This is a genomic window from Gillisia xinjiangensis, from assembly GCF_046298265.1.
Taxonomy (GTDB): domain Bacteria; phylum Bacteroidota; class Bacteroidia; order Flavobacteriales; family Flavobacteriaceae; genus Gillisia; species Gillisia xinjiangensis.
The window spans coordinates 296,789-320,454 of sequence record NZ_JBKAHK010000004.1 but is presented as its reverse complement, the minus strand read 5'-3'; the positions used below and the strand labels follow the sequence as shown (position 1 = coordinate 320,454).

General features: G+C 38.2%; 19 protein-coding genes. 4 read left to right on the top strand and 15 right to left on the bottom strand.

All coding sequences use genetic code 11. The features are described from left to right. Both ACKGJN_RS08895 and ACKGJN_RS08890 read left to right on the top strand, forming a co-directional pair. Entirely contained in the window at positions 1-720 is a 720-nt protein-coding gene (locus ACKGJN_RS08895) for a response regulator transcription factor (protein ID WP_409539135.1), read from the top strand. A gap of 209 nt (positions 721-929) precedes the next feature. Continuing rightward, positions 930-4,817, top strand: a complete 3,888-nt coding sequence (locus ACKGJN_RS08890) for an HYR domain-containing protein (RefSeq protein ID WP_409539134.1) — start codon at positions 930-932, stop codon at positions 4,815-4,817. Between the two features lie 21 nt (positions 4,818-4,838). On the opposite strand, the gene miaA is transcribed toward ACKGJN_RS08890, so the two are convergent. The 7 genes from miaA to ACKGJN_RS08855 form a co-directional block, all read right to left on the bottom strand. Next, positions 4,839-5,762 carry a tRNA (adenosine(37)-N6)-dimethylallyltransferase MiaA gene (gene miaA / locus ACKGJN_RS08885; protein WP_409539133.1) on the bottom strand — a complete coding sequence of 308 codons (924 nt, stop codon included), beginning with the start codon at positions 5,760-5,762 and terminating at the stop codon, positions 4,839-4,841. After that, positions 5,752-6,585: an ion transporter gene (locus ACKGJN_RS08880; protein WP_409539132.1), complete on the bottom strand. Its 834-nt coding sequence runs from the start codon at positions 6,583-6,585 to the stop codon at positions 5,752-5,754. The genes miaA and ACKGJN_RS08880 overlap by 11 nt, the downstream gene beginning before the upstream one ends. Before the next feature lie 89 nt (positions 6,586-6,674). Next, positions 6,675-8,045 (bottom strand): exonuclease domain-containing protein, encoded by a 1,371-nt coding sequence (locus ACKGJN_RS08875; RefSeq protein ID WP_409539131.1) that lies wholly within the window; start codon positions 8,043-8,045, stop codon positions 6,675-6,677. Between the two features lie 220 nt (positions 8,046-8,265). After that, positions 8,266-8,913 carry a YggS family pyridoxal phosphate-dependent enzyme gene (locus ACKGJN_RS08870; protein WP_409539130.1) on the bottom strand — a complete coding sequence of 216 codons (648 nt, stop codon included), beginning with the start codon at positions 8,911-8,913 and terminating at the stop codon, positions 8,266-8,268. 53 nt (positions 8,914-8,966) lie between these two features. Continuing rightward, entirely contained in the window at positions 8,967-10,202 is a 1,236-nt protein-coding gene (locus tag ACKGJN_RS08865; protein WP_409539129.1) for a DUF1015 domain-containing protein, read from the bottom strand. A 144-nt stretch (positions 10,203-10,346) separates the two neighbouring features. Then, positions 10,347-11,237 (bottom strand): 3-hydroxyacyl-CoA dehydrogenase family protein, encoded by an 891-nt coding sequence (locus tag ACKGJN_RS08860; RefSeq protein WP_409539128.1) that lies wholly within the window; start codon positions 11,235-11,237, stop codon positions 10,347-10,349. Between the two features lie 196 nt (positions 11,238-11,433). Then, on the bottom strand, positions 11,434-12,399 hold the full coding sequence (locus tag ACKGJN_RS08855) for a Gfo/Idh/MocA family protein (RefSeq protein WP_409539127.1): 966 nt from the start codon (positions 12,397-12,399) through the stop codon (positions 11,434-11,436). 156 nt (positions 12,400-12,555) lie between these two features. Here ACKGJN_RS08855 and ACKGJN_RS08850 point away from each other — a divergent pair, with 156 nt between their 5' ends. Then, positions 12,556-13,197, top strand: coding sequence for a protein-L-isoaspartate(D-aspartate) O-methyltransferase (locus tag ACKGJN_RS08850; protein ID WP_409539126.1), 642 nt, complete (start codon positions 12,556-12,558; stop codon positions 13,195-13,197). 102 nt (positions 13,198-13,299) lie between these two features. Here ACKGJN_RS08850 and ACKGJN_RS08845 read toward each other — a convergent pair whose 3' ends face one another. Beyond that, entirely contained in the window at positions 13,300-15,783 is a 2,484-nt protein-coding gene (locus ACKGJN_RS08845; protein WP_409539125.1) for a DUF5686 and carboxypeptidase regulatory-like domain-containing protein, read from the bottom strand. Positions 15,784-15,832: 49 nt separating this feature from the next. Next, positions 15,833-16,297 carry an SsrA-binding protein SmpB gene (smpB, locus tag ACKGJN_RS08840; RefSeq protein ID WP_409539124.1) on the bottom strand — a complete coding sequence of 155 codons (465 nt, stop codon included), beginning with the start codon at positions 16,295-16,297 and terminating at the stop codon, positions 15,833-15,835. Positions 16,298-16,456: 159 nt separating this feature from the next. On the opposite strand from smpB, the gene ACKGJN_RS08835 reads away from it, so the two are divergent. Beyond that, positions 16,457-17,203 (top strand): DUF6503 family protein, encoded by a 747-nt coding sequence (locus ACKGJN_RS08835; protein ID WP_409539123.1) that lies wholly within the window; start codon positions 16,457-16,459, stop codon positions 17,201-17,203. Between the two features lie 512 nt (positions 17,204-17,715). Here the strand turns inward: ACKGJN_RS08835 and ACKGJN_RS08830 are convergent. The 6 genes from ACKGJN_RS08830 to nosZ form a co-directional block, all read right to left on the bottom strand. After that, on the bottom strand, positions 17,716-18,498 hold the full coding sequence (locus ACKGJN_RS08830; RefSeq protein ID WP_409539122.1) for an ABC transporter permease: 783 nt from the start codon (positions 18,496-18,498) through the stop codon (positions 17,716-17,718). Continuing rightward, the gene (locus ACKGJN_RS08825) at positions 18,491-19,198 is read right to left on the bottom strand and encodes an ABC transporter ATP-binding protein (RefSeq protein ID WP_409539121.1); all 708 of its coding nucleotides are present in this window, start codon (positions 19,196-19,198) and stop codon (positions 18,491-18,493) included. Before ACKGJN_RS08825 ends, ACKGJN_RS08830 begins: the two co-directional genes overlap by 8 nt. Then, a complete protein-coding gene (locus ACKGJN_RS08820; protein WP_409539120.1) occupies positions 19,192-20,427 on the bottom strand; it encodes a nitrous oxide reductase family maturation protein NosD in 1,236 nt (411 codons plus the stop codon). The genes ACKGJN_RS08825 and ACKGJN_RS08820 overlap by 7 nt, the downstream gene beginning before the upstream one ends. After that, positions 20,424-20,861, bottom strand: coding sequence for a nitrous oxide reductase accessory protein NosL (locus ACKGJN_RS08815; RefSeq protein WP_409539119.1), 438 nt, complete (start codon positions 20,859-20,861; stop codon positions 20,424-20,426). The genes ACKGJN_RS08820 and ACKGJN_RS08815 overlap by 4 nt, the downstream gene beginning before the upstream one ends. Positions 20,862-20,915: 54 nt before the next feature. Continuing rightward, positions 20,916-21,536: a hypothetical protein gene (locus ACKGJN_RS08810; RefSeq protein ID WP_409539118.1), complete on the bottom strand. Its 621-nt coding sequence runs from the start codon at positions 21,534-21,536 to the stop codon at positions 20,916-20,918. Between the two features lie 171 nt (positions 21,537-21,707). Next, positions 21,708-23,666 carry a Sec-dependent nitrous-oxide reductase gene (nosZ, locus tag ACKGJN_RS08805; RefSeq protein ID WP_409539117.1) on the bottom strand — a complete coding sequence of 653 codons (1,959 nt, stop codon included), beginning with the start codon at positions 23,664-23,666 and terminating at the stop codon, positions 21,708-21,710.

Here is a 23,666-nt window from a genome sequence, read left to right as displayed (position 1 = left end):
ATGGAAACTGAAAACAAAAAGATTTTACTGGTTGAAGACGATCCCAATTTTGGAACTGTCTTAAAAGACTATTTGGCTATGAATGACTATGATGTTACGCACGCCAAAAATGGAATGGAAGGATTTGAGAAATTCAAAAAAGATGATTTTGATCTTTGTATCCTGGATGTGATGATGCCTTACAAAGACGGATTTACACTGGCTAAGGAAATTCGCGAAAAGAATGAGGAAATCCCTATTATCTTCCTAACCGCAAAAGCGATGAAAGAAGATGTACTCAAAGGATATAAAGTAGGGGCAGATGATTACCTGAATAAACCTTTTGACAGTGAAGTGCTCTTGATGAAAATAAAAGCGATCATGCAGCGTAAAGCTACCGATAGCGTTGCCGACAGTAAGCAGTTTGAGTTCATCGTTGGCGGATTTCACCTGAATTCAAAGCTTAGGTTTTTGACTTATAAAGATGAAGAACCTCAAAAATTATCTCCAAAAGAGAATGAATTATTGCGTTTGCTGGCTTTGCATGAAAATGATCTCATGCCAAGAGAGCTTGCACTAACCAAAATTTGGAGGGACGACAATTATTTCACTTCCCGAAGTATGGATGTTTACATCGCCAAGCTGCGTAAATACCTTAAAAAAGATCCGGATGTGGAGATCCTTAACATTCACGGGGAAGGTTTTAGACTTGTTGTTAGAAATAAGGAAGTTAAAGAATAAAGGACATTTAAAGCGTTCAGTTTCCAAAAGGGCTGTATAGGGACAGTAATATATTTTTTAACGGGTTATTTACTTTAAGAGGTGAATATCGCGTTAAAAATCAATATGTTATCGATCTTTATACAGCTCTCTTGTGTTTAAATGTTAACAGTTAGCGGGCAATATTTCAAGGAAAACTACATTATATTTGTTCCTTAACCCCCAATTGGATGAGCAGTACCATTACTGGTAAAACATATTCAAAAACACCATTCCACAATTTTTTTGGAAGGGTATTCCTATGGGTTATTTTTATCTTTACATTATTTGTTTCTTCCTGGAATGTTGTTGGTCAGAATCCGGAAATGATTATACCGGAGTATCAATGGTTAGAAAATAAGACTTTACCAACTGTCAATGTTAAAATAATACCTCCTTCGGTAAACTCAGAGGATATAACAATCTCCATTGCAACTGATCCTGAAGGAAACGTATATTTACTCACTTTTGGAAAAGGTGTAGCTAAAAGAGATAATTCTGGAAATTTAATAAATCCCAATTTTATTCCAGCATCTGCTTTGGATAGTCCATTAGATATTGCAATAGATGAAAATGGCTTTATTTATATAGCAGACTATTTTGCTGGAGGTGAAACCTTTGAAGATAATGGGAAAATATGGGTTTTTAGCCCCGAAGGAACTTTAATTAATTCCAGAACCATTTTTACTTCATTTTATAGGCCATTAGGGGTTGATGTTGATGAGGAGAATGTTTATGTAGCAGAGTTTAACGATGGAAACAGTGGGCCTGAGAGTAATCAATTAAGCCGTATAAGAATATATGATAAAAACTCTGGAGTTCCGGGTCTTATTACAGCCGATGTTAATACTCCTTATAGAATTGCGGTAGATTCTCAAAAAAATATCTACGTGAGTCAGGCAGGAAATGGTAGTCCTTCAGTTCGAATTTATAATCAGGATCTTATTTTTCAAAATATTACCCTGCCAAATATTCTTTCTCCCGGAAGCATTGTTATTGATCATTTTGATTTTATTCATGTTATTGAATATGATGGTAGAATAGATTTTAGTCAATTTATAAATTTTGAAGATCTTACCCTTTCACAGGTTCAGGCTATCGCTAAAAAAATTGATGAAGGTCAAAAGGCAAATGCATTTTCTATTAAGGTATTCAATCCTAATAGAGAATTAAAAATCACAATAAAAGATCAAATTGATTTTCCCATAGATCTTACATTTAATAATTGTGACAAGATGTATGTCAATAATGCCAAAATATTTGGATCCCCGAATTTTATTTTAGGTTATGTTCCTGATCGATTGGAATTTGATTTAGAGATTTATAAAAGAACCCCATCCTTTGATCTGATAAAACCCTTACTTAATTGTCCTGCAGATATTACCGTCACGGCGGCGGCAGGTGCAACCTCTACAGAAGTAAATTATACAGTTCCTATTCCAACAGATAATTGTTCCACTCCGGTATTGACTCGGAATGGTCCTGCCACAGGAAGCAGCTTTCGATTGGGCGAAACCACAATTATTTATACAGCAGAAGATGCAGCAGGAAATGTTGAAACTTGTTCATTTACTATCACCGTAAATCCTAACGATTCTGAAACTACACCTATCCCGGTGTTAAAAGATGATACATATCCAGTAAATGCATATGAAGTTTTAATAGCAGATAATAATCCAATAGATGGGATATTAGAGAATGATACCTATACATCAGGTTTTCAAATAGAAATTATAGATGAAGTTGGCTTTGGGGTTTTAAATTTAAATAGCGACGGTACATTTGTTTACACTCCTAACGATGCAATTTCCAGAACTGGAGGAACAGATAGATTTACATATAGATTAATAAATGCAGATGGAGTAGTATCTGAAATTCCAGGTATTGTAATCATAACAGTAATTCAATTAACCATAGAATGCCCAGCTAACAGTGAGCTTCAGGTAGATTTAAATGGGCAATGCGAGGTGCCACTTCCAGATTTTACAGGTTTGGTTAGTACCAATAATCCAAATGCAGTTATCACCCAAAGTCCATTAGAAGGTACTCCTATTTCTGAAGATACTCTTATAACTTTTACAGCTACTGTAAATGAGAGAGGTTCGGTTTTTTGTGAAAGATTAGTCGAAGTAATAAACCGAAAAGTATTGGACTTTAATTGTCCTTCAACTCAAATAGAGGAAATAGCAGCTGCCGATGGCAATTTTGAAATACCGGATTATACGGCATTGGTAGATGTAACTTCATACTGCGGTATAGAAAATATTGTTCAAAACCCACCTAGGGGAACTATAATAAGTTCAAGTCAAACCATTGTATTTACAATTAGTGATGATTTTGAAGTAAAAGAATGTGAGATAGAATTAATATTAACTCAGCCAGATCCTCCATTCAATATTAATTGTGTAAGTAATTATTTAGTAAAACTTGAAGGTAATAATATTGTAATTCCAACGGCAGAATTTGTTGAAGGGGACCTTTCAAATATAGAATTCACTGTAGCCGAGCAATCTTTTACCTGTGCTGATATTGGAATCAATAGCATTACAATTGAAGCTACAAATTTAAATACGGGAGAAACTGACAGTTGTATTGTAGAAGTAACTGTTGAGGATACTACTGCCCCGGTAGTTAGCTGTCTTGTAACACCTTACACAATTACCCTTGCCCCGGATGAAAGCCGGACAATTACAGGAGAGGAACTTGATACCGGATCTTCTGATAATTGTGGGAATGTTAGTTTTTCTTTAAGCCAATCTACTTTTACAGCCTCAGACGAAGGTTCCAACACCATAATTTTAACTGTTACCGATGAAAATAACAATTCCTCAACATGTTCTGTTTTGGTTCAGGTAGAGGTAGAGGATCCGCAGGCAGCGTTTGAATGTAAAGAATTTTTCACGATTCAGTTGGATGCAAATGGTCAGGCCACGCTTTCCGCAGGAGATTTATATACGGGTGACGGTACGGGAACACAATTTAGTCTCAGCAAATCCACTTTCACTTGTGCAGATGTAGGTGTCCAAACTATCACCCTGAGCTATACAGGAGCTGAAACGGGAAGTTGTCCTTTAGAAGTAACTGTTGGGGATATTATTGCCCCGGTAATTAGCTGTCTTGTAGTGCCTTACGAAATTACACTTGCCCCTGATGAAAGCCGGACAATTACAGGAGAGGAACTTGATACCGGATCTTTTGATAATTGTGGGAATGTTAGTTTTTCTTTGAGCCAATCTACTTTTACAGCCTCAGACGATGGTTCCAACACGATAACTTTAACTGTTACCGATGAAAATAACAATTCCTCAACGTGTTCTGTTTTGGTTCAGGTAGAGGTAGAGGATCCGCAGGCAGCGTTTGAATGTAAAGAATTTTTCACGATTCAGTTGGATGCAAATGGTCAGGCCACGCTTTCCTCAGGAGATTTATATACCGGCGATCCAGGCGATCGTGAATTCACTCTTAATACATCAAGTTTTGATTGTACCAATATAGGTGAGAATCCGGTAGTATTGAATTACACAGGGAATGATGGTTCCGGAAGTTGTACTATAAACGTAACTATTGAAGATGCTTTGCCCCCAGAGATCCAGACCCAAAATATAAGTATAAGCCTGGATTCCTTTGGATTTGCAACCATCACACCCGAAATGGTAGACAATGGAACCATCGATAATTGCGGAATTCCCGAATTTAGTTTGGATCTTTTAGATTTTAGCTGTGAAAATTTGGGAATAAATACCGTTTTATTTACAGCAATAGATGCCAACGGCAATTCTGCCACTCAAACGGTGAATGTAGATGTTACCGGAAATTGTAAGCAAATATCTATACCGCCAATCGAATATATATTTATATATCCAAACCCAACTCCCGGTCCCTTTACTTTTGAAGCCCCTACCGGTTGGATTATTGAAAAGGTGGATGTTTTTGATTATCGTGGCAGATATATAACTACTGCCGAGTTTCCTATGGGTGAGCCTTATAATATGGATCTAGGCACCCTTCAAACAGCGGTATACACCTTACATTTGACCACGAACCAGGGAAATAAAATTATAAGGGTGATCATTGAGTGATTTGATATTTTCAAGAATCAATCAAAAATGTCGAGTTTTTTCAATTTCTGCCTTTATAAAAGCGATGATTTCTTCCGAAGAAGTTTTATAATCAAACCAATGTATATTTTTATCTTTTCTAAACCAGGTGAGCTGTCGTTTAGCAAAGCGGCGGGTATTTTTTTTGATCTCGGCAACGGCTTCTTCCAGGCTAAACCTGCCTTCCAAAAAAGCAAACAATTCCTTATATCCAACCGTATTTAAAGCATTGAGTTCACGTTTTGGATACAGGCTTTTCACCTCTCCCAAAAGACCTTCAGCCATCATAGCATCCACCCTTAAATTGATGCGTTCATAAATTTCTTCCCTTGGCGCCGTAAGTCCTATGGAGATTGTTTGAAATGGTCGTTTTGGTTTTTGTTGATTTAAAAAAGAAGAATATGGTTTTCCTGTTCCCAGACAAATTTCCAATGCCCGGATAACCCGATGCGGATTATCAATATCTGTCTTTTTATACGCTTCGGGATCGTGTTCCTGTAAACGGAGTTTTAAAGGCTCGAGGCCTTCTTTTTCAAATTGTTCATTTAGCTGAAGGCGTATTTTGGGGTCTATTTCGGGAAAACTATCCAGCCCTTCCAACAGGCTCCTTACATAAAGTCCGCTGCCACCAACGACTATAAGAATATCCTTCTGCTTAAATAATTCCTGGGTTTTAAGCAATGCCTCCCGTTCAAAATCTCCTACCGAATAAGAATCTTCAACACTTTTATGCTGAATGAAATGATGTGGTGCTGCCAAGAGTTCTTCCTCTGAAGGTGTTGCGGTGCCTATTTTCATATCCTTATAAAACTGGCGGGAATCTGCAGAGAGTATTACGGTATTAAAAGCCTTTGCGAGCTGTATACTTAAAGCGGTTTTTCCTATAGCGGTAGGGCCGGTGATGCTTATAAGAAATTTATTTTTCATTCAATCTGTTTCCGCAGTTATGGCAAAATTCGGCATTATCAAGGTGTTTGGTTTCATTGCAATGTGGGCAAACCTGGGTATTGTGGGGAATTCCTTTATGCGCACCCTTTGTAATCTCGGCACTAACGATTCCCGTAGGAACCGCTATAATTCCGTACCCCATGATCATAATAAATGAAGCGACAAACTGTCCCAGCGGGGTAATAGGATGAATATCTCCAAAGCCTACGGTGGTAAGCGTTACTATACACCAATAGATTGACAAGGGAATACTTGTAAACCCATTTTCGGGGCCTTCAACAAGAAACATTACAGAGCCCATAATTATTGAAATAATGATTACAGCGAACAGAAATACCAAAATTTTGGGCTGACTGTTTTTTAATGCTCTTATCAGTTTATCCGATTCCCCAATATACCGGGTGATCTTTAAAATCCTGAATATTCGCAGGAGTCTTAATGCGCGCACCGCAAAAAGCATGTTGTGTCCTCCAAAGATAATAGCGATGTAGGAGGGAAGGGTAGAAAGAAGGTCTACCAAACCATAAAAGCTGAAAATATATTTTTTTGGTCGGTTAATGGTAATGATCCTAAGGATATATTCTATCGTGAAAATGGCGGTAATGATCCATTCCGCAATATAGAATTCCATATAATAAGTCCGGTTCAAATCGGCAACGCTTTCCAGCATTACAAGAGCAATGCTGAATAAAATAAAGATGAGTAGAACGATGTCAAATGCCCTTCCCATCCTGGTATCTGCCTCATAAATTATTTCATGAAGTCTGTGTTTCCAGTCCAATTTTTTTTCGGGTTCCTTCAAATTGTATACATTTTAAAAGTCATTCAGGTTTTAACTTTCCAGTGAATTGAATTCTTCTATATTTCATCATAATATCGAATATTTCTTCCTTAAACACTTTCTGAGAATTGAATGATTTTAAGCTTTTTGTTTTTTCTTAAATAATTCTGAATGATGTGTCTAACATCCCGGTCATCCTTCATGGGAGTGATGATTGAACGTACAATATCTATATTATTAAGCTGATAATTCAAATTAAAGTACCCAATTCCTCTAAAAACACCATCTTCTACCAACAAGGCACTTTTCTCGTCTATATCCCTTCCACGGTCAATAATTAATATATTTTGATCCTGGTAGCTGAATTTGGCAATCATTTCGAAAACCCTTTCATTGTATTCTGCAGGGCATTCTGCTTTAATACAGACGCCTTTACAGGTTTTTAAATAATTGAAACAGTTTTCCTTACCGCTATGAAGGCCGGTTAAATAAAAACACAGCCCATAGGTTTCTACGATATTATGCAAAACAGATTTCGCTTGTTGTAGCCCGGTAAAAGTTGTGATGTTTTTCTTTCTGGCATCGGCCTTTCCTATTTTTAAATTGATGTAACCATCCTCATCGGTGAACTGATAAAGCGCATAATTGAAAATAGATTTTGTAAGTGCCTTGTTATATTTAGGCCTATTGTGTTTTATTTCTTCATTTTCCTTCAAAAGCGCAATCAATTCATTTCCCGTAGCTTCAAAACTAACCGAAGCTACTGCCTTTTGAATTTCCCTGGATTTATGATGATCATTTGTAAAGTGCTGATTGACCCTTTTTCTGATATTCTTGCTTTTTCCAATATAAATGATCTCACTTTCTTCATTATGAAAATAATAAACTCCGGTTGCTGCCGGTAGTTCTTCAATCATTTGTATTAATCTCGTATCTAACTGCCGGGAGGGTTCATTTTTTACTGATTCTTTTAGAATATTTTTTTCGATATCCTTGTTGAGCAGCATTTTAAAAAGTTTTACTGTAGCCTGAGCATCTCCACTAGCTCTGTGACGGTCGCTTAGTGGAATTCCTAGTGCTCTTACCAGTTTTCCAAGGCTATATGAATCCTGATCCGGGATAAGCTTTTTGGAAAGTTCTACTGTACAAAGGGTTTTTCTTTCAAAATCAAATCCCAATCTTCTAAATTCAAGTCTCAGGATTCGATGGTCAAATTTGGCATTATGAGCCACTACAATGCAATCACTTGTGATCTCCACAATTCGTTTTGCAACTTCAAAAAATTTAGGAGCATTGCGCAGCATCTCATTATTAATACCGGTAAGACCCACTACAAAAGGTTGTATAGGCTGCTCTGGATTTACAAGACTTATAAACTGATCTACTACCTTATGGCCATCAAATTTATAAACGGCAATTTCGGTAATACCTTCTTCATTATATTTCCCACCGGTGGTCTCTATGTCTAAAATTGCGTACATAAAAACCCCCTAACCCCCAAAGGGGAAATTATCACTGTTGAACAAATTTTTCATTTTATATAAACTCATTATCATTTTCTTTTTAAGCCCTTATTTAGGGTTTACCTTCCCGAGGCCTGCCCGAATCATTCAGGCGGGCCTGCCTAGAATTTTCAAAGTATTTTTCACTTTCCTCCGAAGGAGGGGATAACCTTTACTCCCCCTTCGGGGGTAGGGGGGCTTATCTTTCCCCAAATATAGCACTTCCAATGCGCACCATATTGCTCCCGCATTCCACAGCGATCTCGTAATCTCCGCTCATTCCCATAGAGAGTGTTTTCAATTCCTTGAAATTCTTCTGAAATTCATCAAATACCGATTTTAAATACTGAAATTCTTTTTTAACCTGCTCTTCATCTTCCGTAAAAGTTGCCATTCCCATGAGGCCGGTGACTTTTACATTTTCCATTTCAGCTAATTTTTCCGATTTCAGTATCGACCCGGCTTCTTCCGCGCTAATTCCAAATTTTGAATCTTCATCGGCTATTTTAATCTGAAGAAGGCACTTGATTATCCTATTGTTCTTTTTAGCCTCTTTATCGATCTCTTTCAATAATTTCAAGCTGTCTACAGCATGAATCAGGCCAACGTAAGGAGCCATATATTTCACCTTATTTCGCTGTACATGACCTACCATATGCCACTCGATATCCTTTGGAAGGTCCTCCCATTTTTCGGTCATTTCCTGGATCTTATTCTCTCCAAATAATCGTTGTCCGGTGTTATAGGCTTCCAGAAGATCAGCTGTAGGTTTTGTTTTGGAAATTGCTACCAGGCTAACACCCTCTATTTCTGTTTTAAATTTTTTTATATTTTCTGAAATGCTCATGCTCTATTCTAAATAAACTATAAAAAATTCAGACTAATTTAAAGGTCGCAATTTTAAAATTCATAGATGGTTAATCCGCTTCTTAATTTTGGCTCAATATAGGTGCTTTTAGGCGGCATAATAAGGCCTTCATCGGCCACTTTTTTTATTTCTTCAATGGTTAAGGGCAACATTCCAAAACCTACTGCAAACCTGCCGCTATCAATTTCAGATTTCATTTCTATTAAATCATTCTTCCCGTGAATATAAGAAATTCGAATGTTATTTCTTACATCCTGAATACCTAAAATAGGTTTCAAAAGCTTTTCATATAAAATATGGGTATCTAAAGTGCTTAGGGAATCGGTGAATTCATAATTGATCTTCCGAAGAAAAAGGGAATAGAATTCACCATCCAGATACATATTGAAATGATGTTTGGACTTAGGTGAATATACCTGGGTACCCCTGTTTTCTATTCGAAATTGCTCATCCAGCTGCATCAGGAATTCCTCTTTGCTCCAGCCATTTAAATCGGTCACCAAACGGCTAAATTCATAGATCTTCAATTTGCTTTCAGCAATTAGGAAACTCATAAAGTAATTGTAGGGTTCCTCCCCGGAATGCATTGGATTCTCCGCTTTCGATTCCTTTGCCAGTATATGGGACGAGGAACAGCGATGATGTCCATCTGCAATATAAAGGGCAGGCATTTTCCCGAATTCCAGTTTTATTTGCTCCACGATTTCAGGTTCACAAACAGTCCATAGAAAATGGGTTTCCTTATTGTGGGTGGTAAACTCATATTCGGGCCGGGTATTCATGGCTTCTTCAATAAGTTTTTCTATTTCGGGAGAATCCGGATAGGTGAGCAAAACGGGCTCGGTATTAAAACCAACGACTTTTAAATAATCCTTGAATAAATTTTCCCTGAAGGCAATGGTGTCTTCGTGTTTTTTAATGATATTATTTTCATAATCCTCCACACTTGCAGCTGCAATTATTCCAAAAAAGGAATCATTTCGGGTTACTATTTTATAGAAATAATAGCAGGGAACAGCATCTTTTATAAAGATTTCCTCTTCCTTGAATTCGAGATAACGGTTTTTAACCAGCTGAAAGCGTTTTTCCCCGGTAATTTCATGTTGGAATTTATAACCGGGGTTTATGATATGCAAAAAGGAAAAAGGATTGTATTGTAGCTGGGCTTTGAGCTCCCCTTCAGTATAATCTTCATAGGGCCGGGATGCAACCAGGCCGGCTTTATCTTTTGCAGGCCTTACCGCCTTAAAGGGATTTATCTTTGCCAATTTTTTCTATTTACCTTTTCTGAAATTTCCTTCGGAAAAAACTATGTATGATAAAGGGACCAAATAATAAGAACCTTCTAATTTTTCATCAAGCAGCGAATCTTGGGGGTTGTGTTCTCAGAAATGCTTCTCTCCGGTGAATCGCTATTTAGTAAACTGTTCCGAAACTTTTTCCGCTTTTCTGCTTTCAGAATAATCATAGAAACCTTCCCCGGATTTTATTCCAAATTTCCCTGCACGAACCATATTGGTAAGCAGAGGATTTGGAGCATATTTCGGATTTTTAAAGCCGTTATACATCACTTCCAGAATGGAATGACACACATCCAGTCCTATGAAATCTGCCAGTTGAAGTGGTCCCATGGGATGTGCCATTCCTAGTTTCATCACGGTGTCTATCTCATAAACCCCGGCAACTCCTGTGTACAAAGTTTCAATTGCTTCATTGATCATTGGCATCAAAATTCTGTTGGCAACAAATCCCGGATAATCATTTACTTCTACAGGAACTTTATCCAGCTTTTTGGAAAGATCCATGATTGTTTTGGTCACCCTATCGGAAGTGGAATAACCCCGTATAATCTCTACCAGTTTCATCACAGGCACCGGATTCATAAAATGCATTCCTATTACCCGCTCCGGATTAGAAACCTCTGCAGCTATTTGCGTGATGGAAATGGAAGAGGTGTTGGTGGCAAGGATAGTATCATCGGTACAATTGGTGTCGAGTTGTTTGAAAACCTGTAATTTCAATTTCACATTTTCTGTAGCGGCTTCTATTACCAATCCAACATTTTTAACTCCGGAAGGAATATCGATATGAGTGGTGATGTTTTTTAAAGTCGCTTTTTTATCTTCTGCAGAAATTTTTTCTTTGGCAACCATCCTGTCCAGATTTTTGGAAATGGTATCGATCCCGTTTTGAAGATTTTCTTTTGAAATATCGATGAGGTTGACTTTAAATCCAAACTGGGCAAATGTATGTGCAATTCCGTTGCCCATGGTTCCTGCTCCTATTACTGCTATTTTTTTCATTTTGATTTTTATTTTTAGGATCCTGATATTTTATAATTCAGTTTCCGTTATTAATTGTGTTAATCCATTATTTGGCTTTAATCCAGATTCGTTTTGGCCCTATTTCATCCAAATTCTGGTTATTTCTGCCTTTTGCATAGCTTATAAGCTTGCTCCCCTATAATTGATTGAATTTAAATATTATCATTTCCAAATCTTACTTTCTGAACCCTGCAATTACCTGGTTTGCCACTTTTAATGCTGCGGCTCCTTCTTCCAGGCTTACTATTGGTGTGGTGTTGTTTAGGATGGCATCTGCAAAAGTTTCCAGTTCCTCCAAAATTGCATTATGCTCTTCTACTTTGGGATTTTCAAAATAGATCTGTTTCTTTACACCTTCAGCATTTTGCAGGATCATCGCGAAATCATCTGGTTTTTCAGGTGCATTTTTCATTTTCACCACTTCGCATTTTCGCTCAAGAAAATCTACCGAAATATAGGCGTCTTTTTGAAAGAACCTTGATTTGCGCATATTTTTCAGGGAGATCCTGCTGGCGGTTAAATTTGCTACACAGCCGTTTTCAAATTCGATCCTGGCATTTGCGATATCGGGAGTATCACTAATTACAGAAACTCCGCTGGCATTTATATTTTTCACTTCAGATTTCACCAGACTAAGGATCACGTCTATGTCATGGATCATAAGGTCCAGCACTACGGGAACATCGGTTCCCCGCGGATTGAATTCTGCAAGCCTGTGTGTCTCGATAAACATCGGGTTTTCAATCTTATCGGCAACCGCGCGAAAAGCAGGGTTAAAACGTTCTACATGGCCAACCTGGCCTTTAACCTTGTGTTTTTTAGCGAGCTCTATCAGTTCCGAAGCTTCCTGAAAAGTAGAGGTAATGGGTTTTTCAATAAAAACGTGTTTTCCTGCGAGTATGGTTTTTTTGGCAACTTCAAAATGGGCAAAAGTTGGTGTTACAATGTCTATCATATCTACTGCATCGATTAACTCTTCAGCAGAATTAAAGCTTTTGTAACCAAATTCTTTTTCAATTGCAACGGCGGTTTCTCTATTGTCATCATAAAAACCAACCAGTTTATATTTTGGGGATTCTTCAAGAAGTTTCAAATGGATCTTTCCAAGGTGCCCTGCACCAAATACGCCAGCTTTAAGCATTATATTACATTTTTCACAAAAATAGCATTTCTTGGGTTAAAGCCAATATCATTTTGATTGTTATTGGTTTAGGACATTCGTTAAATAAAAACTAAATCGATGCTTGAACCCTAGGGTTTGTTTGAGTATTTTTATACCGTAAAAGTTAAAACCGTTTTGAAAGATACATTTAAGCATAAGGGAAAAAGACAACAACTGGCGGCTATCGTGGAGGCTAAGGGAGTGAAGGATAAAAAAGTGCTGGAAGCTATTAAAAACATTCCAAGGCATTTGTTCATGGACAGCAGTTTTGAGGATCACGCCTATCAGGATAAAGCCTTTCCCATAGCTGCAGATCAAACTATCTCCCAACCTTATACGGTTGCGTTTCAAAGCGAGTTGCTCGAGATCAAAAAAGGCGAAACCGTATTGGAAATTGGCACGGGCAGCGGCTATCAAACCGCCGTTCTATGTGAACTTGGCGCAAAAGTTTATAGTATAGAACGTCAGCAGGAATTGTATAAAAAAACCAAACTTTTTCTTTCAAAAATCGGGTACCGGCCAAAATTCCTGAGTTTTGGAGACGGCTATAAAGGTCTCCCGGAATATGCCCCTTTTGATAAAATAATAGTTACCGCCGGAGCGCCATTTGTTCCGAAAACTTTGCTGTCACAATTAAAAGTTGGCGGCAGAATGGTGATCCCGGTAGGAGATAAGGTGCAGGTAATGACCTTATACATTCGGAAATCGGGGAAAGAGTTCGAGAAAAAGGTATATGGGGACTTCCGTTTTGTTCCATTGCTGGAAGACAAGAACTGATTCTTTAAAGATTCAAGATTTAAAATTCAAGATTAAGAATTTTAGAGAATGGAAAAAGAGAAAGATCAAAGAAATATTCGTGTATTCTAGGTTATCGATTGATCACTCAAAAATCCCCAGAAACTTCAAACCGAAAATAAAGGCTCCCTGCCTGTTTCCTTCAAAATTGGAAAAAACATAATCCAGTCGTAAGAGACGGTATTTTCCGAAACCAAGATTGTCAATTCCCACAGAGTATTCGGAATATGGTTTGTTGTTTTCGGTTGAAAGAAAATGTGCTCCCAGGATGAGGTTGTAATTTAGCTGATTTATACCCGGGACCTTCCCAAGGATCCAGCCTTTAAAATCCTGTTCAAAATGACTCTCAAAATAACTTTTATCAGTACTTAACGCGTAATAGGGCAGAAGATTGAATTTGTTAATATAATTGCCGTTTCCAATCCTGGTTTGATTTCCGTTAAAATGCTGGAAATCTAAAAACGCAATATTTCCCGGATTTAAAAACGTCCCGGCCTTTAAATTATAGCTAAAAGTCCCCTTGTTTCCTAAACTCACATCCTGGACAATTGCCGCCCGGAACTGGTCAAAATTATAATTCTTAACATCGGCGCCAAACCCTTTTTCATAAGCAAGGTAAAGCGTTGGGAATCTATTCGAGCTCATGTTGAATTTACCGGTTGGATAACTCATATAATTTTGCGCAAAATCTATTTTGGCGATTAGATTAAGCTTGAAAATTTGATGGTCTTCGAAGGGAGCAGAACCAAAATTAGCTGGTTCCAGGGGATTATTGGAAGTATAATCTATTCCATCCCGGTTTATCCAGGATTGGTTTGTAGTATTTAAAAGTGAAGACCGATCCTGAAAACTGATGTCTGATGTCAATTGAAACCCATTGAAAAGCTCTTGTTGAAACCTGATCTCAACAAATTTCTTATCGTATAATTTCAGGTAATTTCGTTGAAAAAACAGGCTTGTAATATCGTTGATTCTTTCTGAAATGGGTTCGGTAGGATTGATCTGTTCCGTTTTAACGCCACCTAAAATTGTTAAAACAGGCTTGGAGAAATTGTTGAATTTTTTCTGAAAAAGGCCTGTGAATCTTAGCTTGTCATCACTAAAACCATAATTTACAGAACCTGCAATTCGCCAGAATTTCCCGAAATTCTCATCCTGATTTTGCCGGAAATCAATATTTACCGTAGTATTCCAGCCCTGAACTGAATTAAAATGGGAGCCAAAAAGCGGTGAAGAAATACTGAAAGTTTGTTTTTTATAGGAGTTGCTGAAGCTATATCCAAAAGCCAAATTGGAAATATTGAATTCGTTCTGCACCCTGTCTACAGAATCCAGGTAGGTTTTAGAGTTCCGCAATTCCTGAATACTGTCTTTTCTGATATAATCTGAAAGCTCTTCTGTGGTAAGGGGAACCGGCCGGATTGTTTTCCAGTACAGGGAATCTTTTTTATTCGCTGCATCGGCAAAGGTCAATACCTCGCGGGTAAAGGTTTTTTTGTCAAAACCGGGATCAAAATTGTAATTGCTGTAAACCGCCGTGAACCTACCGTCCCCCGAAATACCAAACATCGCAAAACTGAAATCCACGGTTTGTGAGATCTTGATCCAGAAGTTGTTTTCTTCAGAATACTTGAAATTTTGAGTGAATGTAAGGGTTTCAATTGGTTCAAACTGGATGGCCTTTCCTGTTGTATTGAGGCTTAGTCCATAAATTTGCCAGGAATCCTCAACAATATAGATAAGGCCATAAAACACCCTGTCCTGAGGGCGTTTGGGAGTCACCCGGATCTTGTTGATCATTTGTCCAGCTTCATCGTAAAATACCCCTTCCAGCTTATACGTATAATAATTAAAGGCATAATCGGCTATGGGTGATACAACCTTAGCATTGAGATCTATGGTGTTTTCATAAAATGAAAATTCCGATTCCCGTGCAGAATTGAGGCTGAAACCATTATCATTCCCACTTACCTTTGAGGCCAGGATCTTTTCCCTGAAATCATTGGGAGCGCGATAATTGATCGTGGAGATGGTCTCGCTTAAATAAACAATTCCGCTGCGGGTAGAATCCAGGCCGCCGCCTAAATCGCCAATATCCTGGCCCAGGATCTTTTCCGGTGCATTTTTGATCCGCCATAGGCCGCGCGAGTAATAATCGGCAGAATATTGTTTTATTTTTGCGAGGTTTTGTTTCCGTTGATCGATCGTTTTCCGGATAATTTTATCGGCCGGATTTTCATTGGAATTTATGGTGACTTCATCAAGATTGGTAGTAGTCTCGGTAAGTTTGATATCCTGGCGAAATGGAAATATTGCTATGTTTATTTTCTTCCGAAGGGTTTCAAATCCCAAAAACTGATATATCAGTTCATATTCCCCTTTTTCTGATATTTTGAGCGAATAATCCCCATCTTCATTGGTGGTGGTACCAAACTTTCCGTCTTCGGTATAAATATTCACATAGGGGAGTGGTTCATCATCAAAATTGGTAACTTTTCCTGTTAGCTGAGAAAAACTCCAGTTAAAAACTAAAAAGAACAGGATAAAAAGCTGGATTTTACTGATCATTTATTTTTGATTTACTTCAGCAAATAGCTATTCATAAAAGAATGGAGGATTAATTGAAATCTTTTTTGATACGGTCCAACCTTCGTTTACTATCTCTGTCTTTGATGGTTTCGCGTTTATCGTAGAGTTTTTTACCCTTTGCAAGAGAAATCTGCAATTTCGCCAGTCCGCGGTCATTGATAAACAAGCGAAGTGGGACAATAGTAAGCCCGGAATTTTTGACTTCCTTTTCAAGTTTATTCAGCTCCCGTCGCTTCATTAAAAGCTTACGTGCGCTTTTTGGGTCGTGGTTAAAATGGGAGGCGTGCGAATATTCTTCCACCGTCATATTGATCACGAAGAGTTCATTATTCTGAAATTCACAAAAACTTTCAGCAATAGAAGCTTTTCCAAGCCGAATGGCTTTTATTTCGGTTCCCGAAAGCTTGATCCCGGCGATAAATTTATCCAGGATCTCAAATTCAAACCTGGCTTTTCGGTTCTTGATGTTAATGGTATTGCTACTCTTTTTCATACGTAAGCAAAAATAGGAAGCTTTCTTTAGAAACACCTATAATGTAATTGTAAATTTTGATGATCAACAAAATCATAAATAGAAAATCTCTGCTTTTAGCTTCCTTCTGTTTTTTCCTGGCATTTTAGTACCTTTGAGGCTATTCTGATAAAAAAACATATGAAACAATTCATCATACTTCTTGTTACAGTTTTTTTTATTTCCTGTCAGGAAGAGAAAAATGAGATCACAGCGGAAGAAATTATTGATAAAACAATTGAGAATGCGGGAGGAGCAAACTACCGAAAGGCGACTATCGATTTTAAATTCAGGGATTATACCTATAAAAGCATTCGAAACGGCGGAGAATTTCAGCTGGAAAGAAGGATTGTGGATTCTACAGGTATAAGTTACAGGGATGTGATAAACAATACCGGATACCAGCGTTTCAAAAATGACAGTTTGATAAAAGTTCCGGATTCAATGGCTACCAAGTATACAGGCAGCGTGAATTCTGTCCATTATTTCGCGCATTTACCTTATGGTTTGAATGATAAGGCCGTGAACAAAGAATTGGTTGGGGAAGCAGAAATAGCGGGAGCGCCTTATTACGAGGTGAAAATAAGCTTTCAGCAGGAAGGTGGTGGCGCCGATCATCACGATGTTTTTATGTACTGGATCCATAAAAATGATTTCACCATAGATTATCTCGCGTATAAATTTCAGGTTGATGATGGCGGAATCCGATTTAGAAAGGCCTTTAAAGAACGGGTTATTGAAGGGATTCGCTTTGCCGATTATGAGAATTACAAAATTGAAGATTTTAGCACTCCCCTCGAAGATCTTGATGAATTATATGAAGCGGGAAAACTGGAATTCCTTTCTACTATTGAAACAGAAAATATTGAAGTGAAAATCAGGTCCTGAAACCAGGATTTTATCATAAAAATTTATTCCAAATAATATAATAAAGAGTCAGCTAAAATTCCTGACTTTTTGATTTGGGCAAACTCAGCTATTTATTAATTTAGCTTTTATCCACTGGCTTTACCTTTCAAATATGTTTCAGGTGTAAAAATGGCGAGAGATTTGATTAGATATTGTTTTTCTGCACGGTTAACACATTTTTTCTGGACAAGTTTCATTTAAATATACTTATCTGAATTTCTTATAAATCAGATTTTACTTTAAACTGATTTAAATCCGGCGGGCTTGCCTCGAATTTTCAAAAGTATTTTCCACACGAATTATCGGGACATACCTCGTGGGCCTGCCCCAAGTTTTTGATTCTAAAATTGGTTTTTCTTTGGATTCAAATACAGTTCATAGGAGTTGCTATGGTTAAATATGAGGTTTAGCATATTTTTCTTCGATGTGAAAACAACATCCAAGGTATTTCCTGAAGTTTTTAGAATAAAGCGGCCTTGCAAATAAATACCTTAAAAATCTTTTTTTGATGAAACTCTTATAATCCTGTAAACCGGTAATACCACCCACAGGAAAAGTACCCCAAAAGAAATAAACATACCCTGGGAGGTGCCAAAAAATTGTTTAAAAACCGCGCCTGTGTACCCTAATAATGCCGAAATATCTAACTTTAATAACACAAGAATCCGCGACAGGTCAATAGGATTCAAGACACTTGCTATAAGCGCAAATTTATCCAGCGGATATTCCTGGAAATATACCAGGATGAGCAAAAATATTCCGTCATAGACCACCGCCAGGAATAACCAAAGCAAAATAGCCAGTCCAAAACCTTTGATTTTGTTTTCATGGGACAAAGCGATATTGAAGGCAAGGGCGGTGAAAATGAATGTAAGAAACACACCAGATACCAATAAAGAAAAGAAATTCCAGATGGCTGCCGACTCAAATAGGCCGTATGCTGCAAAGGGGATTCCCAGTCCCAGAACAAGGCTAAGAGAAAGGGAAATAGCCACACCCAGATATTGCCCAATAAAAATGGTGCTCCGTTTTATGGGTTGTGCCAGTAAAAGTTCAGTGAACTCCCTCGAATCGTAATAATACATCACCCCAAAAATTGTCCCTATCAGCGGAACCAGAATAATGATCACGTTCATTAATGTTATTACCGCATTGGAAAGATCGTTGTTAAGAAATAACAGGATAATTCCCAGGAATAAATAGAATAGGAAATAAACATAGCTCCATAAACTGCGGGAAAGATCAAAAAAACTGTATTTTAATATTTTAAGCATCGTTTTCGGTTAAGATATTGGCAATTGCATGTTCAAAATCGGGCTGTCCGGTTGAGGTTTTAAGCTCGGAAACCGTACCGTTGAAATAAATTTTTCCTTCCAGCAAAAACACGATCCTGTCTGCCACTTCTTCCACAAAACTCATAATATGTGAAGTGATGAGAATGGTCTTTCCTTTTGCTTTTTCCTCTTGAATTAGATCCCGCAACCGCAACAGTGAAACAGGATCCAGGCCCGAAGTGGGTTCATCCAGAATTATAAGCGGACTGTCAAACATAAAGCACAATACCACATTGACTTTTTGTTTTGACCCGCCGGAAAGGTTGCTGAGTTTTTTGTCCAGAAAAGGTTCCAGTTTAAAGAATTCTATCAATTCTTTATCGCGGGCTTCTTTTCCTCTCAGGTCTTTTATCATTTTAATAAGTTCATTTACCTTGAGGTTGCCGGGGAAATTTGCGATTTGGGGCAAGTAATCAATATCCTTGCGGTATTCCCAATGGTTTTTCACCTTTTTGCCCCCAATTTCAATGTCACCTTTGGCAGGAACCACCATTCCCAGCAAACTTTTTATGAGCGTAGTTTTCCCGGATCCATTGGGTCCCAGTATGGCAATAATACCTTTTTGATCTATCTCCAGATCAAGGCCGTTAAGCACTACCAGGGAGCCGAATTTTTTATGAAGGTTTTTAATACTTACCATTTGATTCTTTTCATTTGGGGTTCTTGATCAATTAATTCTGCAGGGGTAAAGATGGGGGAGACCTTTTCTGAAAAATCCACCAGGTCAATAAAGAGACTTCTTAACAATACGATGGCTTCGGGGGTTTGATTTACCAGGTATGAAAAGAGTTTAACAGGCCGGAAGGGAACATCCCCTATCTTGTCCTTATTAAGGTCATAGCCTCTGTATTCGCTCCAGTAATTCCCGTTAAAAGTATTGTCATTCAACCTTCCGGAATATCCAACATCAAATGAATTGTACAAAAAGTTATTACGGGTAAAACTGGTTGTATAAGCGCCCCCGTGGACCTTAATGGCATAACCGTTATTCATAAAGTCGTTTTCTATGAATTTCACCCGCGTGGTACCATCTGCATTTACTGCTATGGTGTTGTCTTCAAAAACATTGTGTTCAAGAGTTGCGTCTGAAATTTCCTTAAGCAACAAGCCATAGGAAGCTGTACCCCAGTTTTTCCTGAACAGGTTATTTTTCATTTCAATAAATTTAGAGAACATGACCGCGACCCCGGCACCGTTATCATCAAAGGTATTTCCTATATAGCTGTTATTGTTGGAAAACATAAAATGCAGCCCATACCGTAAGTTTTTTTCACATACGTTGTTGATAATGTTACAGTTTTCGCCGAATTCAATATAAATCCCGTCACGCATTCCCTGCACGTGGTTGTTTTTAACGGTAATTTCAGAGGAGTTCCAAAGATGGATTGCATTCCCGGAGTTTGTTTGCTCGCTTCCTTTACCTTTAATACGATTGCCTTCAATAAGCCCATTAACCGATTTTTCGATTAAAAATCCGAAGAAAACATTTTCAAGGATGTTGTTTTTCATCGTAAAATTTTGACTTCCGTTTAACAGTACGGCCGCAAATTCCTTGGTATAACTTCTGCCAACATTTATAATCTTAAGACCTTCTATGGTAACCCCGTCGGCTTTTATACCAAAAGCAGTTCCGTTCATTCCGGCATCAATAACGGGATAGTCGATTCCTTTTAGGTGAAGCTTCTTATCAATTATATTGATATCGAATTCCTTATAGACCCCCTTTTCAATGATTATGGTATCACCAGATTGGGCGATTTCTATAGCCTTTTTCACAGTTTTCACCTCACAGGAACTGCATACCCTGATTTCTCCAGCCAAGGAAGGAAGGAGGTGCAGTAAAAATATAAGACTTAGAAAATACTTCATTTCAGGTTTTGCGGATCCTCTTTGAGGAAGTGTTTTTTAAGTTCATTCCAGGTATATGCCTCAGAATATTCTTCCCGATTACCGTCTTTATTAATTGCCGCGAGATTTGCCCCCATAGGACTGGTGATTTTTTTATCAATTACAAAGGAAGCTTCCTCAACGGGCAGCATTGTGCCAGGTTCCTCATAGTTTGCTACGAGCATAACGGCAATTTCTGAGGTTTCATAATTTTGAAGATTATCCTGAACCATACATTCAATGGCATCGTATTTTATTTGTTTGCCTTTTTTGGTGACCATTTGGGCAGAATGTGCCTTGCTTACAATTGTCATTTTGCAATAAGAGCAATTATCACTTCCATAAACAATTGGTTCAGGCTCATTGCTGCAGGATACAAGCAGCATTCCAATAAAAAGAAAGATATAATATTTCATATTTGGATCTTTATTATTTTTTAACGGTCTCCCGATATTCGCATGGCTGTTTCATTATAAATTGTTTTGGGCCTTAACTGACTTTTTTCCCACCCACCAGGCGACTAAAGTTAAGAACATTCCCGCAAACATTAACCAGGCTCCAAGTCTTGGATAGGAATGTGCTGTAAAGTTCAGGATCTTTTCTGTGCCAAAGAGCGGAGGTTTGTAGTTTAAGGGATTTCCAGCCTCATCTGTAAGTTTGATTATGGCTTTTGGATCAAGGTTTGTCCCATAATCTGTAAGCCATGCATTGAAATCATACATACCCAGGATTCCAAGAACCATCATTAAAGCAAACCATCCAAGAAACCATTTGGGACTTATTTTTTTAAAAAAACCCAGAATTCCAAGAAGGATTCCAAGGCAAGCCATCCCGCCAATTACAAGGGGAAAAGTCTTGAATTCCCACATTTCTGCGGGCTTTGGTATTTTTTTCATACCGATATAATGATTTAATCCATCAATATTTTGAATATCAAATTCCGAGTTTCCTTCGATTCCTGAAATATAGATATCCATTCCCAGTGGTTCGGGGTATTGAGGTGCGCCCAGAGTGATATTCCAGAGTGGAAAATAAAATAGTCCCAGCAATAAGGCTGAACCCAGTATCATTAAAATTCCTGATTTTTTCATATACAGATTTTATTGTTTTTCAATAACCATATGCAATTCGCATATCTACATTGAGGTTTGGATTTTTTCCAGTATTGCTCATTTCAATTGAATAATTTTTATAAAAAAGCGGGTAAATACTAGTATTCACCCGCCTTACCAGTAAAGATGTTCAACTAATCAAAACTGTATCTAGTCTCCATCCAGTGACCACTTAAGCGGCACATTGGAACCGGAACCTGAAACTCTTACATATCCCTGCATTTCCTGGTGAAGTGCAGAACAGAAGTCAGTACAATAGAATGGCCATACTCCAACTTTCTTCGGTTCCCAGATTATGGTTTTTGTTTGTCCGGGCATGATCAAAAGTTCAGAAGTATTGGCACCAATCATTGCAAATCCATGTGGTACATCAAAATCCTGTTCCAGGTTGGTTACGTGGAAATATACCTTGTCACCAACTTTGATTCCTTCGATATTATCTGGTGCGAAGTGGCTCCTTACCATGGTCATATATACGTGTACTTCGTTCCCATTGCGCTCTACACGGGTTTCTGATTCATTAAGCGCTGCATTTTCATGTTTGTTCTCATCAAGCCTGTAGATCTTTTTTGAGTTGGCTTTGACCTTATCAGCATGAATTGCGGCAGCATAATGTGGTTCTCCGTGAGTAGGGAAATCCAGAAGGAGTTCCATTTTTTCTCCGGAAATGTCATACAACTGAGCAGAGTGCTCTAACTCGGGACCAGTTGGCAGGTAACGGTCCTTGGTGATCTTGTTCATAGTGATCATGTATTTCCCGTCAGGTTTTCTTGAGTTTCCACCGGGGATCATATTGTGTCCCACAGAGTAAAAAGTTGGTTGCCTGTCCAGCACTTCCCAGGTTCCCAGCTTCCATTTTACAACTTCAGAAGAGATGAAGAAGGTAGTATAGGCGTTCCCTTTATCGTCAAATTCGGTATGCAAAGGCCCTAATCCTCCATTTTTAACAACTCCCGCGAGTGTAGATTCAAAGTTCAAAATAGGAATTCCGTAAGCATCTCCGTCAAATTCTTTATTTTCAATTGCCTTCAGCATTTTGGAGAAAGAGTGGATGGTAAGATCTGTAGATAGTTTTCCGTTCCCAATGATATATTCACCAGAAGGATCCACATCACATCCGTGAGGGGATTTAGGTGTTGGCATAAAGTAAACTGCGCCTGGCACATCCCTTGGATCTACGGTAAGAACTTTGTCCATCATTGTAGTGGTAGCGGTTTGCGTTGAATGATTGAATACGTTATGCGCATATTTAGCGTCGATCTCTTCCCCACCACCGTTTTGTACATATTCCTGGATCTTTTTCCAGTTTACGGCAGCGATGAAATCCTTATCGTTTTGTGAAGCGTTCACCTCTTGCAGGGTGTGAGCCTCTTCTGTATTATAGGTAGTAAAGAAGAACCAGCCGTGAGAATCCCCACGTCCCGGGTGCGAAAGGTCATAATTGAAACCAGGCATCTTTAGCTGAAAATCAATTGACATACCGCCTTTGTCGTCTATTGCAATAAATGTAAGAGGGCCTTTGAAATTTCCTTTCATTTGATCGATCGCAATATCTTCCTGAGGATAGGGAACAGAAAAACGAGTACCTGCTACCACATATTCGGTATTTTCAGTTACAAATGAAGAAGAGTGGTTACCTGCACTATGAGGGATCTCTATGATTTCTTCTGTTTCAAAGTATTCAAGACTGATACGTGCAATCCTTGGCGTGTTGTTTTCATTGATAAAGACCCATCGTCCATCCAGTTCCCCATTGGTTTGGGAAATATCCGGGTGGTGAGCATCACCCCAGGGAATAAAACCAAAAGAAGTTTCCAGCATTGGGGTTGTTTCCTCAGAATACCCATATCCATTAGTAGGAAATTGAGAAAACACAGGAATCTCTTTTAACATTCTTCCAGAAGGAAGGCCGTATACAGTTAGGTTTCCGCTATATCCACCAGACAGGAAAGCATAATATTCATCATGTTCTCCGGGTGCTACATAGACTCTTTCGGCAACGTTGGATGCCATTGCACCTCCGGAGCGTTTGGATTCGTTATTATCACCACAACTCACCATGATAAGGGAAAATATGGCAACAAAGAAAATTGAATTGAATTTTTTCAT